The organism is Cytobacillus sp. IB215665, from assembly GCF_033963835.1.
Taxonomy (GTDB): domain Bacteria; phylum Bacillota; class Bacilli; order Bacillales; family SM2101; genus Nanhaiella.
This window is the reverse complement of sequence record NZ_JAXBME010000022.1, coordinates 12375-26683: the sequence shown is the minus strand read 5'-3', so window position 1 is coordinate 26683 and position 14309 is coordinate 12375. Positions and strand designations below refer to the sequence as shown.

Annotated in this window: 13 protein-coding genes; 3 read left to right on the top strand and 10 right to left on the bottom strand. The window is 33.7% G+C overall.

Annotation, left to right across the window (positions count from 1 at the left end; all coding sequences use genetic code 11):
* Positions 1–26 precede the first annotated feature (26 nt).
* A complete protein-coding gene (locus tag SLH52_RS20190) occupies positions 27–1142 on the top strand; it encodes an aminopeptidase (RefSeq protein WP_320211035.1) in 1116 nt (371 codons plus the stop codon).
* A gap of 290 nt (positions 1143–1432) precedes the next feature.
* Here SLH52_RS20190 and murC read toward each other — a convergent pair whose 3' ends face one another.
* The 7 genes from murC to SLH52_RS20155 all read right to left on the bottom strand — a co-directional run bounded on the left by murC (position 1433) and on the right by SLH52_RS20155 (position 9996).
* Positions 1433–2731, bottom strand: a complete 1299-nt coding sequence (gene murC, locus SLH52_RS20185) for a UDP-N-acetylmuramate--L-alanine ligase (protein WP_320211034.1) — start codon at positions 2729–2731, stop codon at positions 1433–1435.
* A gap of 311 nt (positions 2732–3042) precedes the next feature.
* On the bottom strand, positions 3043–4143 hold the full coding sequence (locus tag SLH52_RS20180) for a nicotinate phosphoribosyltransferase (protein ID WP_320211033.1): 1101 nt from the start codon (positions 4141–4143) through the stop codon (positions 3043–3045).
* A gap of 98 nt (positions 4144–4241) precedes the next feature.
* Positions 4242–6476 (bottom strand): DNA translocase FtsK, encoded by a 2235-nt coding sequence (locus tag SLH52_RS20175; RefSeq protein WP_320211068.1) that lies wholly within the window; start codon positions 6474–6476, stop codon positions 4242–4244.
* Positions 6477–6599: 123 nt separating this feature from the next.
* Positions 6600–7397: a DUF1444 domain-containing protein gene (locus SLH52_RS20170; protein ID WP_320211067.1), complete on the bottom strand. Its 798-nt coding sequence runs from the start codon at positions 7395–7397 to the stop codon at positions 6600–6602.
* A gap of 67 nt (positions 7398–7464) precedes the next feature.
* Positions 7465–7776, bottom strand: a complete 312-nt coding sequence (locus tag SLH52_RS20165; protein WP_214481667.1) for a thioredoxin family protein — start codon at positions 7774–7776, stop codon at positions 7465–7467.
* 429 nt (positions 7777–8205) lie between these two features.
* Positions 8206–8715: a hypothetical protein gene (locus SLH52_RS20160; protein ID WP_320211032.1), complete on the bottom strand. Its 510-nt coding sequence runs from the start codon at positions 8713–8715 to the stop codon at positions 8206–8208.
* Positions 8716–8919: 204 nt separating this feature from the next.
* A complete protein-coding gene (locus SLH52_RS20155) occupies positions 8920–9996 on the bottom strand; it encodes a M42 family metallopeptidase (protein ID WP_320211031.1) in 1077 nt (358 codons plus the stop codon).
* 406 nt (positions 9997–10402) lie between these two features.
* Between SLH52_RS20155 and SLH52_RS20150 the strand changes: the two genes are divergently transcribed.
* On the top strand, positions 10403–10705 hold the full coding sequence (locus SLH52_RS20150) for a PepSY domain-containing protein (RefSeq protein WP_320211030.1): 303 nt from the start codon (positions 10403–10405) through the stop codon (positions 10703–10705).
* 293 nt (positions 10706–10998) lie between these two features.
* Here the strand turns inward: SLH52_RS20150 and SLH52_RS20145 are convergent, their stop codons facing one another.
* Positions 10999–11841 (bottom strand): YtnP family quorum-quenching lactonase, encoded by an 843-nt coding sequence (locus SLH52_RS20145; RefSeq protein WP_320211029.1) that lies wholly within the window; start codon positions 11839–11841, stop codon positions 10999–11001.
* Positions 11842–11930: 89 nt separating this feature from the next.
* Positions 11931–12569 carry a tRNA (guanosine(46)-N7)-methyltransferase TrmB gene (gene trmB, locus SLH52_RS20140; RefSeq protein ID WP_320211028.1) on the bottom strand — a complete coding sequence of 213 codons (639 nt, stop codon included), beginning with the start codon at positions 12567–12569 and terminating at the stop codon, positions 11931–11933.
* Between the two features lie 199 nt (positions 12570–12768).
* Between trmB and SLH52_RS20135 the strand changes: the two genes are divergently transcribed.
* Positions 12769–13047 carry a YtzH-like family protein gene (locus tag SLH52_RS20135; protein WP_320211027.1) on the top strand — a complete coding sequence of 93 codons (279 nt, stop codon included), beginning with the start codon at positions 12769–12771 and terminating at the stop codon, positions 13045–13047.
* A 289-nt stretch (positions 13048–13336) separates the two neighbouring features.
* Here the strand turns inward: SLH52_RS20135 and SLH52_RS20130 are convergent, their stop codons facing one another.
* Entirely contained in the window at positions 13337–14122 is a 786-nt protein-coding gene (locus SLH52_RS20130) for a phosphotransferase family protein (RefSeq protein ID WP_320211026.1), read from the bottom strand.
* Positions 14123–14309 lie beyond the last annotated feature (187 nt).

The following is a 14309-nucleotide window of genomic DNA, read 5'->3' as shown; positions in this document are numbered from 1 at the left end:
TTTAAAACAATTTGGAGGAATTTATGATGAAAGATCCAAGAATTAACACATTGGCTAAAAATTTAATAAACTATTCCGTTAGTTTACAAAAGGGTGAAAAGGTTCTAATAGAGAATTTTGGACTGGAAAAAGAGCTTGTTGTAGCATTAGTTAAGGAAGCATATGCTGCAGGTGGTCAACCATTTGTTTCATTAAAGGATCAACAAGTTGACCGTGCATTATTAATGGGAGCAGCAGATGACCATTATAACTTGATAGCTGACTATGAAGCAAATGTAATGAAAGATATGGATGCATATATTGGCCTTCGCTCAGGTAATAACATTAATGAATTATCTGATGTCCCTGATGAAAATATGAAAGTATACGGAAACACAATTCTAAATAAAGTACATCGAGAAATACGTGTACCAAAAACAAAGTGGGTTGTATTGCGTTATCCAACATCTTCAATGGCTCAACTAGCGAAAATGAGTACTGAATCGTTTGAGGACTTCTATTTTAATGTTTGTAATTTAGATTATGGTAAAATGGCCACTGCGATGAATAGCTTAGTTGATTTAATGAATAAAACAGACAAGGTTCGAATAACGGGTGTAGAAACTGATTTAACTTTCTCTATTAACAATATCCCAGCAGTTAAATGTGCTGGTCTCAGAAATATTCCTGATGGTGAAGTTTATACTGCCCCAGTACGGGAATCGGTAAACGGAACAATTACTTATAATACCCCATCTCCATACCAAGGTTTTACATACGAAAATGTAAAACTTACATTTAAAGACGGCAAAATAATCGAGGCAACCTCAAATGATAATGAACGTATAAATAAAATTTTTGATACTGATGAAGGCGCTCGATATGTAGGTGAATTTGCAATTGGGGTAAATCCATACATCCAACATCCAATGCAAGATATCTTATTTGATGAAAAGATAGATGGTAGTTTTCACTTTACCCCTGGGCAATGTTATGATGAAGCATATAATGGGAACAGCTCTAATATTCATTGGGATATGGTCATGATCCAACGCCCTGAATATGGAGGTGGAGAAATTTACTTTGATGATGTCCTCATTCGAAAGGACGGTCGTTTCGTCATCCCAGAACTTGAAGCATTAAATCCAGAAAATCTAAAATAAACAATAACAAAGGAGAATCACCTTTGATACTCTTGCAAGCTTTACCATTATTTTAAGAGAAAAAATGTACTTGTACTTGCACTAACCGTAAAAAAACGCTCAGAGCATAAGCTCTGAGCGTTTAGTGTATGTGTATAAATTAGTTATATATTTCCTTATGAAAATTGCTTGGTTATTTATTAAGGCTGCTGCTGTAAAATTTAATGTTTCTTGAAGAGAACGATGTGGTTTTACATACAGCCATCGTGTATAAAAGAAACTATCCCACAAATTCTAATTTGTATGCATGTTTATTTAATTGTCTTTTCATATGCTTCTTCAAACTTTTGAATATCACCAGCACCCATAAATAATAGCACACTATTTTCATGACGCTTCAATCGTTCAATTTCTTTCTCATTTATTAACATGCTCCCATCTATCTTTGCTTGTAAATCAAAGATAGAAAGCTTACCTTGGTTTTCACGGGCTGATCCAAAAATATCGCACAAATATACTTGATCAGCAAGTTGTAAGCTAGTAGCAAATTCATCTAAGAAAGTTTGGGTTCTAGTATACGTATGCGGCTGAAACACAGCGACAATTTCTCTATCAGGATATTTTTGTCTTGCTGACTCCACCGTTGCTTTCACTTCTGTCGGGTGATGTGCATAATCATCGATCAATACCTGAGTACCTATTCTCTTTTCACTAAACCTTCTTTTCACACCCTCAAATGTTTGGAGTTGCTCTTTAATAACAGCTAAATCAATATTTTCATAATGGCATAAAGCAATGACTGAGAGGGCATTTAATACATTATGATTACCGAAAGTAGGTATCTTAAAAGATGAGAAAAAAGTATTTCTAACAAATACATCAAACGTGGTTCCATCAGAACTTTTTTCTACATTTCTAGCTTGAAAATCATTATCATCATTCAAGCCATAGTACAATACTGGTACTTTAGCTTGAATTTTTTGTAAATGTTCATCATCACCACAAGCAATGATTCCTTTTTGAACTTGTAATGCTAATTCTTGAAATGCATCAAATACATCATCCACATTTGAGAAATAATCAGGATGATCAAAATCAACATTTGTCATAATTGCGTAATCGGGATAATAAGAAAGGAAATGACGTCGATATTCACACGCTTCCACAATAAAATATCTACTGTTTTCTACTCCCTTTCCAGTACCATCACCAATTAAAAATGAAGTAGGATGTGCACCTCTCATCACATGAGATAAAAGTCCAGTTGTAGATGTTTTCCCGTGAGATCCTGTAATTGCAACACTAGTAAATTTCTGCATAAAATCACCTAAAAAACGGTGATATCTTATGACTGGTACACCTAATTTATTCGCTGCATCTAATTCTTCATGTGTATCAGGAAAAGCATTACCAGCAATTACAGTATGGTCTGGCTTAATATTTTCCTTATTAAAAGAAAAAAATGGTATTCTTCTTTCTTCAAGTCCTTGTTGTGTAAATAAACGCTTGTCAATATCAGAGCCTTGAACCTCGTAATTCATATCATGAAGTATTTGAGCTAGCGGACTCATTCCAGTACCTTTAATACCGACAAAATGGTAAACTGTCATATGAAGAACCTCCAACTTTTCGTATATCTGTAAGACAGTATATGACACTTATCTAGATTTGCTAACCTTTGAAAACATTAAACCTCAATGATTTCATATTTGAACATTATACCATTGATTGTAGATGAAAACCATGTAATTTGTAATACAGATACTTACAGTTATAAAACCATCTACAGTTAAAGCAAGATTATTCTATAACTGTTTAAAATAGCTAAAGTCGTTTTTGAAAAAAAGATGTCACGAAATCTGGTTGATACTTTCTTTTATAAACGGAAGTATCAACATCTACTTAAAAACTACCTTTGTTATTATAGTTCAACCTTTTCAAGTCTTTCATTCGGTCGAAAACGTCGTCCCACTTTTGCTTGTGGAACTCCATCCAATAAAACATTGTCTCCTGTAAAACCAATATGGATTTTTAATAAACTGCTCCCTACACCATATATATCCACTGGTACATTTTGTTTTTCAAATTCAGTAATTCTCTTTTCATTAAATCCGCCACTCACAACTATTTTCACATGATCAAATCCTTCTCGATCAAGTGCTTCCCTTAAGGCAAATATAAGTGGAGGGTTTACTCCCCTTGGATCAAATGTACCAAGGACTTCAGGATGTCTAACAAAATATTGATCAATCATCGTTCTGGATGTATCAACTCGTACAGCCTTCAGTTTCTCTCCGAACTCTCTAGCAACTTTTAAAGCATCAACTATACTGTCATTATTATAATCGACCAATACTATAAGCTCTTCTTCTTGAAAAACATCATGATATGCCTTCGTCGCTGCAACAATGTCACCATCAAATAACTGGATAAGAGCATGTGGCATCGTCCCCATACCTTTTTTACCCCACCATTCATTCATCGCATGAGTAGCTTGTGCAGTGGAACCACCTATATAAGCTGCGTATCCATCCCCCGCTTGCTGTGTAAAATGATCATCGCGATCACCCATAAATATAATTGGCTTTTGAATACCAGATAACCCTGCTGCTTTTACAACGTTGTATACATTAGTAGCAACAGATGTTCTTCGTGCTAATATGCCATCAATAATTCCCTCTAAATAACCAAAACTTTGATACGGACCAGTTATGGTTAATACAGTTTCAAAAGGACTAATTTTGTCACCGTCCTTCAAAGAATAAACTTCTAGTTCTTGTGGGTTATCAACAAATGTATTTAATAGTGCAATCACTTCATCCGTACCACATAAAACTGCATGATTTTTCTGAAAGAACTGCATCGTAACAATATTATCGGGCTTAAACTTTTCAATGATTTCTTTTGTTTTCAAAAAATAAACAGCCGAAAACCATCCGTCTTTTACACGTTCGTCAAACTTAAATGTCTGATTAGTAAGTCTGCTAATTTTCCCTTGTAACTTTAATTCTATTTCTTTCATACCTAAGGAACTCCTTATATCATTCTAATATGTACCATAATACGCAAACATAAGTTATTGATGCTACTAGTTTATATTATTCAGAATACCATTTCTTTTTATGATGTACTAGTTTCTTGTAACAAGCTAAGCTCTTCTCTCGCGATTAGAACATCACGCGGCTTTGTTCCTTTTGCCTCTGAAATTATTCCTTGTTCCTCCATCATATCGATTAAACGGGCAGCACGATTATAGCCAATTCGAAAGCTCCGTTGTAATGCTGAAGTAGAAGCACCACCATGTTCAACTACATACTCACAAGCTGGTAAAAATAAATCATCACTATTGTCATTAACAACACTTGTTTTTAACAGCTCTTCTTCTTGAAAAATGTAAGAAGGTTTCATTTGATTTTTTACATGGCCAACTATTTGCTCAATTTCATCATCAGATACAAAATTCCCTTGAACACGTAATGTCTTCGATGAACCATTTTCTAAAAATAACATATCACCTTTACCTAATAGCTTTTCCGCTCCATTCGTGTCAATAATTGTGCGAGAATCAACTTGAGACGATACAGAAAACGCGATTCTAGTAGGTATGTTTGCTTTAATTAAGCCAGTAATTACATCAACTGAAGGGCGCTGTGTTGCGACTATTAAATGAATGCCACATGCTCTTGCTTTTTGAGCGATACGACAAATCGCTTCTTCAACATCACCTGGTGATACCATCATTAAATCAGCTAATTCATCGATGATAATAACTAGATAAGGTAATTCTCCACTTGCTTCTCGTTTATTTTTAACCAATTCGTTGTATCTAGTAATGTCTCTTACACCGCTATGAGCAAATAATTCATAGCGACGCTCCATTTCCTCTACCGCCCACTTTAATGCTGCTGTCGCTGCCTTTACATCAGTAATAACAGGACTAACTAAATGAGGGATATGATTATACGGCGCTAATTCAACCATCTTTGGATCAATTAATAATAATTTTACTTCATGTGGTGCTGCATTATAAAGTAAACTAATTAACATCGCATTGATGCAGACACTTTTTCCTGAGCCAGTTGCTCCAGCAATAAGACCATGAGGCATTTTATTTAAATCAGTGACAATCGGAGTACCAGAAATATCCAACCCAAGCGCGACTGTTAATGCTGAAGATTGCTCTGTAAACTGCTTGCTTTTTATTATTTGGCGTAGATACACCGGTTTACTTTTTATGTTAGGCACTTCTATACCAATAGTATTTTTCCCTGGTATAGGTGCTTCGATACGAATATCCTTCGCAGACAAACTTAATTTAATATCATCTGCTAAATTCGTTATTTTATTTACTTTAACACCCGGCTGCGGGTGAACTTCAAACCTAGTAACAGATGGGCCTTGTGTCACATTTACAACACTAGCTCCTACTTTAAAATTAGCTAACGTATGATCTAATAACTCTCGCTGTTGGTTGAGCCATTCGCTATTTTTCGTTTGTTGTTCAGGTGGATTATGTAATAAAGAGATCTGTGGAAAAAGGTATGACCCATTTTTTTTATCTGTATTATTGTTATCCGTTTTATTGTCACCTAATTTATTGTTATCTGTTGTATTGTTTTCGCTTTTAAGCTTCTTCTTATCCTGTTTGAGCATGATAACATTAAATGGAATTCGACTTCTTTTCTTAGGCTGAAAACGATTGCTTGTCTCATCATTTGAATGATGATTAGTCGTTTCAATATCATGAACTTGATTACCTTGAACTTCATTATCTTGAACTTCATTATCCACTTGTTCTTCTTGTACATTGTTGTTATCGCTCGAGCTCATATCAGTAATACTCGACTCGGAATCTTGATTTACGTGCTCACCTTTTTCATTACTTGCAATGGGTGCATCTGAGAGCATATTAATCGGTTCAGTTTTTATTTCAAGATTACTTGTAATCAAATTCTCAGAAGATTGCACTTCTTCAGCTTTAGTGGCTGGTATTTCAATCTCCACTACTTCTTGTTCCTCTCGTGGAGCATAACCGTAAATTGGTGAAGCCACTTCTGTTGGACGAAAGGGCGTTTTTTTAATTTCTTTTTGGATCGTAACTTTACGAGACATTTTGCTAGTTTGATGTTTAATATTTTTTTCCTCTTGTACAGGAGTTGGTGATGCAGTTTTTGTAGATGACCTAACTTCCTCATCAGGGATGACTGGAAAACGAAATTTTCCTTTTGGATACTTATATGTCATTTTAGCTTCGATTTTGTTATTGTATCGGACATTTGTCAGTTCTTCATTACTATTATGTTCGTTAGCAATTTCCTCTTCATCAGGCTGGAAAAATTTTTTTATCCAATTCATCATAAATCACTCTTTCATTACTAACTTTCTACTCTCACTTATTATAAGTGTACAACGAAGGAGTAAATAAGAAAAGCCACTAGTTAGACTAGTGACTAAAAATCAAATCTATCTGTGACAAATTTAATGTTGTCGCTTATTTTTCCCTAAAATAAATATCGGTTCTAAATCTCCTTGTTCATATAAAAAGGAAAGTGCAGTTATAGGGACTCTCCCATTAGAGAAGAAGCTCATAGTCATTTGAGCTAGTACATCATACCCAGTTTCATTTCTAACATCTGCTATAATTAATACGTCTTGGTGTGGTACTGCAACAACCATCGTGCCTTCTATTTTATCATCAAATGTTTGTAAAAGTCGCTCGTTTAATATCCTGCTAGCATCATAACCATCATTAGAATTAACAAAATAGTAAATATTATTAGCAACTTGATCTTCTTTAACTGGGACGTCTAAAGATCGCACATTAAATCTTGCAATTTCTCTTATTTGATCAATATTCCAATTTTCTTGATCTAACATTTTTTCATCTATTAACCGATATGTCTTTCCTAAATCGAGTGCATAAAAGATTCGTGTTTCCGCTGTATGGTCATCAAATACTAACTTAGAATCTTCATTTGATTTCGTTGGAAAAGATGTTGAGCGAATGACCGGGAAAATATTCTTTTCTTTCCCTTCTAGATGCAGCTGCTCATTCATAACTGTTAACGATTCCTCGATATAATAAACAACCTCATCGATCGCCTTTTCTTTCTCATTTTCCCATTTTGATATAATTCCAGGTAATGAAACAGTCAGCCCTTTTTTTGTTTTTACATCTTCTATACGTAGATTATCCTTTTCACGATCGTAAACTATGTTCCAATTGGGACGGGATAATCTTTCAGTAAGCTTATTTCTCATTTTGTTACTGTCCATCTTCAACTTTATCCCACCTCGCCCTTCTCTCTAATAATCTTATTTGTTCAGGGTTATAAAGATATAATTACAACTCATTAATAAACTGCTCAATCTCTTCTTTTGTTTTTCTATCTTTACTTACAAACCGACCAACTTCTTCACCGTTGTGAAATGCAAGAAAGCTAGGAATACCAAATATATTTAGTTCCACACATAAATCTACAAACTTGTCCCGATCTACATAATAAAATGAGTAAGTATTATATTTCTCCATAATTTCTGGAAGAACAGGTTCGATTACTCGACAATCAGGACACCAGTCTGCGGAAAACATGAGAATCACTTTATCATTTTGAATAACCTCATTATACTGCTGTACACTTTCTAACTTTTGCATAATAAATTCATGCCCCCTATGTTTCATCTTTTCATTTTCTTAATTCGGATCATACCAAACTAATTAATCTCATACAAGTAAACAGTACTTAAGAAAAACAAAGCGGACTTACTTAACCTACAAAGGTACCTTAGTTTCAGACCAATGAAGCTCTTCTTACCTTGTGATCAAATGAGGTATCATAAAAAGTTTAACCTCTTTATTGAATATGTGCTTAAATCTTAGAAACAATAGCAACATTTAATACGAACAGCCATTTGTTATTACCTTGATTTAACATGGTATCTTTTCTACTTTTACAATTATGAGCTCTCATAAAACTCATCATATTGTCTATTTTTAATAAAAATAGTAACAACAGAGTCTAACAAAAAAAGGAATTCTAATGACAGTTGCCATTTTGCGAATTCCTCACTTTTCAGAAAAAAACTATTTAACAGAAACTGAATTAACAATATTCAACATTTTTTCAGCGCTCTCAGAGATAGCATTCGCTTTAGTAACAGTCGTCATTTTAACTCCTCCAATTCCAACAGTTACTTCATACGACTTATCTTCTGTTTCATTCACTACAGTATAGGTAAAACCCTTATCACTTTCTATTGTCTCATCAATTATATTGTCACCATCAGATTTCTTAATGTCCTCATACAATACTTTACTTTTAACGTCCTCTTGAGGATTAACAAATAAGATATAATGCTGTTTACCTTCTATAAATACAATATTATTTAACGATTCATCATCTTCTATCCTCATGTTATCCGGCAAAAAATAAGAAAATTGTTCATTACTTTTATTTGGTTCAGAAGATTCACTTTGAGACAATGTTTTCATTTGATCTTTTGTTTGTGTAATTTCTTCTTCTATTGAAGCATTGCATCCAAATAGCACAAGAGAAAGGATACTTATGAAAAGTACGCTAAATATTTTTTTCATATGATTATTTTCTCCTCCTTTGAAAAACAAGATGATTGGCTAAAAAATGAATTCTATTGTTCTTCTACATAGGTCATTCTCTATCGGACAAAATACCTATGCCATACCCTATATACTATCATAATTTTCTATTGTTGAGTATGACAAAAGCTTTACTAAATTTGTCATAATCATAGAAAAGTCCTATTGGAGAAAATATCTTTCCTAGCTATTATTACGTATTGTATCAACCGTTGTTTGATCACACGCTTTTACTAATGTTACTATTAGCTCTTTGGCTGCAGCATAATCATCGACATGAATAATCGAACCGTGAGTATGAATATAACGTGAACATATTCCAATGACAGCTGAAGGTACACCATTATTAGACATGTGGACTCTCCCTGCATCTGTACCACCTGTCGGCATAACAAAAAATTGATAAGGGATGTTATTTGATTCTGCTGTATCTAAAACAAATTCTCTCATACCACGATGTGTGATCATAGAGCGATCAAATATTCTGAGAAGTGCTCCCTGTCCAAGATGCCCAAATGCATTTTTATCCCCTGTAGTATCATTGGCAGCACTGGCATCTAAAGCAAAAAAGAGGTCTGGTTTTATCATATTTGCGGCTGTTTGTGCACCTCTTAATCCAACCTCTTCTTGAACGGTTGCACCTGAAAAAAGGACATTAGGTAATTGCTCACCTTTTAGCTCCTTTAATAATTCAATCGAAAGTCCACATCCATACCGATTATCCCATGCCTTAGCCAGTATCTTCTTATTATTTGCCATAGGTGTGAATTGAGAGAAAGGCACAATCTGTTGACCTGGTCTAATTCCAATTTCCAAAGCATCCTCTCTATTGTCTGCACCAATATCGATTAGCATATCCTTTATTTTCATTGGTTTATTTCTTTGTTCCTCTTCCAACAAATGTGGTGAAATTGAGCTAATTACACCAATGACTGGACCATTGTCAGTGATTACCTGTACACGTTGTGCAAGTAACACTTGACTCCACCAACCACCTAGTGTTTGAAAACGAATAAGTCCACTAGAAGTAATTTGGGTTACCATAAAGCCTACTTCGTCCATATGGCCCGCTACCATTATCGTTGGACCATTCTTATCTCCTCTCCTAACACCAAAAATACTACCGAGTCCATCTTGAACAATTTCATCTGAATATTTTTCAATTTCTTGTCGCATAAAATTACGAACTGCATGCTCATTCCCAGGTGCTCCTGGCAATTCCGTTAAAGTTTTAAACAAATCTAGTGTGTCTTTATTCATTGTCATTTTCCTCTCTTTAGTGCTATTTCGTCGTAGCTCTTAAATAGTTTTAAAGGGTTTATCGTGTACTAATGCACAATTTGCCACTCTTCAATTCGACAAAAATTCAAGGTATACTAAATCATTAATAGATTTCTTGTCAAGCATACACCAATTATACTCTCTTCGAATAAATCAGATGAAAACATAGCAAGTATATATTTAGTTTGTACATCGTTCATTGTAGCGAATTTTTTATATTGTTTCCACTTCAACCTTTTTCACTTCAAATTCGTTTGATTAAAATTACACATATTAGTAAAATTATCTAAAAGAGAAAAATATTGATTCTAGAAAATAGCGTAATCGTCTAAATATTGCTTAAAAAGAATTAACACTACTTTTATTTGCAAAGGAGAGATTTTAGATGGGTTGGAAAAAGTTTATTCTTGGTATTGGTGTTGGACTAGCAGGAGCGTATGTTGTTCAAAATTCAATGTCAAACACTTTAATATCACCTGAAAAAGCGCTAAAGATAGCGAAAGACGCTTTTAAGGAAAATGGTAGTATTAATGGGTCTTGGATCAATATGTCGCCAAAGAGTATAAAAAAGGATCATATTAATTACAGAGTATATGAGGGCGGTATTAGTAGAAATGAGGATGGACAAAGCACACAATATACATTTATTGTAGATGCACAAACAGGTACTATATTAGAAGTAGTTTAATAAACGTATATAGTATAGATCAGTTTCACCATTTTCTATAGTGAATAGAAATGGTGAAACTCGCTATTTTAGAAAGCAGTGCTCTCATAAGTTTGTTTTTATCATGTAAAGTAAGAACAGTTACGACATACATAACCTGAGTTTTGTCGGATCTTTACCTTTATAAAAAGATGGCTAGCACGTAAAATCTCATTTTGCTGTTGTAATTTTGTAAATAAGACAATATAGTTTACGTTAAGTTCCCATTAAAAAGTTTAATTAACTCAAAGGTGGTGGGTGATATGTGACCCTACTCATTTCTCTCTTTTAATTGTAGAAATAACTTCTCCCACTTCATCCCATTTTATCGCTCGATATAATGCATCATGGTAAAAGCTATACCATGCTCCCTTTTTCATTCCAAACTGCATCCATTCCTGTTTTTGTTCAATAGAATTCATTGGATAGTCATCGTATGCCATTACCCATAATGGGTTTTGATGTGCATGTGTTGGCATTAAGTCTGCCATATGTAATAACATTTCATCTCCCTCTTCAATGACAATAATTGAATGGCCATCACTATGACCACCAGTATGAATCATCTTCAAGCCTTTGACGAGTTCAATTTCATCAGTAAATGTTCTAATCTGTGTTTCTATGGGAACCCAATTGTTTTCCCAATATGTGTTTTTTGAACGTATATTAGGATGTTTCATTTCATGCCATTCAACCTCAGATGTAATAATTTGTGCATTTGGGAATGTAGGCATAAGCTTATCGTCTTCCCATTTTGTTAAACCACAAGCATGATCAAAATGCATATGCGTCATTAATACAAAATCAATATCGGCTGTTGATAAATTTAGCTTTGCTAAGGATTGATCTATTGACGACTCTTCAATTACTCCAAAATTACGTAATTGTTTACTCGTTAATTTATTGTTCCCGATCCCAGACTCTATTAAGTAGTTATTTTGTTCATATTGTATTAAAATCGGATCAGTCCTTAGTTCAATTTGATTTAAGTCATTTACGGCGTATTTCTTTGACCAAAGAGGCCTTGGTACTACGCCAAACATAGCTCCACCATCCAAATGAGTTACCCCACCATTTAACCATGTTAATGTAAAATTCCCAAGACGTAATTGCTCCATATTATCCCACCTCTCCTATTTAATTCATTTTAACACTTAGAGCAAAAATAGACACATATGAGTTCTCATATGTGTCTATCTCTCTTATTTCACGAATATTTCACTTCACATCGGTAAATTCTTTGTCCTTTAGATGAAAATTTTTGTTCATATTCAGTCATTATATTGCCTTTAAAGTCACTTTTATGAAGGTCCAAACTAACATAAGTTAGCTGCAGGTCATATTTTGAAAAGCTCATTAATGAATACTCGAATAATGACTGATTATCTGTTTTAAAATGAATTTCTCCACCGTCAACTAATAAATTTTCATATAATTGTAGAAATGACTGGTATGTTAATCTACGTTTCTCATGTCGATTTTTTGGCCATGGATCAGAGAAATTCAAATAAACCCTTTCAATATCACCTTTAGCAAAATACTCTGCTAAATCAACTGCATTTGCATTAATTATTTTAACATTTGGAAGATCAGCCTCAATTAGCTTATCAAGTGCTGACACGATTACACTTTCATAGACCTCGATCCCAATATAATTTATATGTGGATGTTCTCTCGCCATTTCTGTAATAAAATTCCCTTTTCCTGTTCCTACTTCAATATGAATTGGATTCTTATTTCCAAAAACCTCATGCCATTTCCCTTGATTATTCTCAGGGTTTTGTATTGCAAATTGAGGATATTGAAGTAGGTGGTCTTTTGCCCAAGGTTTATTACGTAAACGCATGTTAATTCCCTCCATATTGAATAAAAACTGTCTTATTACATACTTTAAGAAAAGCGTGGTTTTAATCATTCATTGTCAATAGCTTCACCCTGCTATTGAAGGTTTATATCACTCTCAGCTAATGAAGATCTTGCATCTATAATTATAAATAACACTAATAATAAATCATTTTATAAAATCACATAAAGGAAGTGTCATAATGCCTCTAGACCAAAATCATCAAATAAATTTATTAAAAGATATTTTAGAAAACCATCTATCCGATTGCTGTGGGACTGTTTCAGAATGTGAACAAGTAGAACGTCTTGTTAAGTCTTTAATGAATAGCTCAAACAGTCAATTAGAGTTGAATAATACATTCGAGAACATATATAATTACAGCCAAAGCGGAAAGAACAGCCAAAATTTAGAAAATCATATTTCTACACATCAACAAGAGTTGTCTCAATGGGTTGATGACATTACACAATTAACATAAACCACTGCTCTTTTTAGCATTAATTGTTCCTTTTCGACAAATGAATAGATACTTATAACCAAGTGTTCATTAAATCTTGTCTTGTTAAAAAAGATGAGAACTAATTAAAATCATTTGTTACTGTTCTAATTTAATTAGGCTGTTTTCGTATAGTTTTGTTGCTTTTTGCTCTTAGATTTAAGCAAGTAACATCTTACTGTCTATTTTTAATACCAGCAGCAACAAAGTTTATGATAAAACCTTTGTTATATCACATAATATGAGGCAATCGGAAATTAATCCGATTGCCTTATTTATCTATATATAAAAGTTCATTTAAATAGCTTAACCAGTTTTGAAATTCTTTTTCTTTATTCTTCGTTTTATACCAATGTATAGACATTAATGTTTGAGCGATAACGTACCACTTCATTCTTGCATGTAAATTTGAAGTCAGTTCTATTCCGTAACGCTCAAGCCATGAGCTCCATTCATGCTTTGGAATATAACGATACAATAACATGCCAATATCAATAGCAGGATCAGCTATCATCGCTCCATCCCAATCAATTAAATAAAGTTCATTTGTTTCAGATAATAACCAATTATTATGATTAATATCGCAATGACAAACAACTTTATTATTGTATTCTATAGCTGGAAGCTCTTTCTGTAAAAATGTTAATGCAAACTTGATGTCCGGAATTTCTGTTTCTTCAATAGGAAAATAAATTAACAGTTCATTTATAATCATCTCTGGTAACAGTGGTTTTTTCTCTAACCGTGTAAGCATCCGTAATAATTCTGTCGAGTTATGAATTTTCTGTAATAAATCCACAACTCTAATATCAATCATATCCGCATGCTTTAACTCGCGACCGTTCAACCATTGTTGAGCTGTAATTACATCACCATTTGCCATACGTTTTGTCCATACCAACTTAGGTACGATTCCTTCAGCTGATAACACAGCTAGAAATGGTGAAGAATTACGTTTTAAAAATAATTTTCGTTCATTGAATCGAGCAAAGTATGCTTCTCCAGTTGCTCCACCAGCAGGATATATCTCCCACTCATTACCTAATATATGCTCCAACTATTTCACCCTCAATGTCAACACACATGTCGTCTTGTATAAGAAAAGTCACCTCTTGGGGATAGGCGCTATATCTAATCTTAGATGAACTACGAAAAATAGCTCAGAAAAAGTTATACTTATTTTTCATTAGAATAAAAAAGACGGCTATATGAATATTTAGTAATAGCCATCCTTTAAATTTTAT

Bases quoted from the DNA above. Each gene is read 5' to 3' on its own strand.
- SLH52_RS20190 (WP_320211035.1), top strand. From the start codon at position 27: ATGAAAGATCCAAGAATTAACACATTGGCTAAAAATTTAATAAACTAT.
- murC (WP_320211034.1), bottom strand. From the start codon at position 2,731: ATGACAGTTTACCATTTTGTCGGTATTAAAGGTACTGGAATGAGTCCG.
- SLH52_RS20180 (WP_320211033.1), bottom strand. From the start codon at position 4,143: ATGAAAGAAATAGAATTAAAGTTACAAGGGAAAATTAGCAGACTTACT.
- SLH52_RS20175 (WP_320211068.1), bottom strand. From the start codon at position 6,476: ATGAATTGGATAAAAAAATTTTTCCAGCCTGATGAAGAGGAAATTGCT.
- SLH52_RS20170 (WP_320211067.1), bottom strand. From the start codon at position 7,397: ATGGACAGTAACAAAATGAGAAATAAGCTTACTGAAAGATTATCCCGT.
- SLH52_RS20165 (WP_214481667.1), bottom strand. From the start codon at position 7,776: ATGCAAAAGTTAGAAAGTGTACAGCAGTATAATGAGGTTATTCAAAAT.
- SLH52_RS20160 (WP_320211032.1), bottom strand. From the start codon at position 8,715: ATGAAAAAAATATTTAGCGTACTTTTCATAAGTATCCTTTCTCTTGTG.
- SLH52_RS20155 (WP_320211031.1), bottom strand. From the start codon at position 9,996: ATGAATAAAGACACACTAGATTTGTTTAAAACTTTAACGGAATTGCCA.
- SLH52_RS20150 (WP_320211030.1), top strand. From the start codon at position 10,403: ATGGGTTGGAAAAAGTTTATTCTTGGTATTGGTGTTGGACTAGCAGGA.
- SLH52_RS20145 (WP_320211029.1), bottom strand. From the start codon at position 11,841: ATGGAGCAATTACGTCTTGGGAATTTTACATTAACATGGTTAAATGGT.
- trmB (WP_320211028.1), bottom strand. From the start codon at position 12,569: ATGCGTTTACGTAATAAACCTTGGGCAAAAGACCACCTACTTCAATAT.
- SLH52_RS20135 (WP_320211027.1), top strand. From the start codon at position 12,769: ATGCCTCTAGACCAAAATCATCAAATAAATTTATTAAAAGATATTTTA.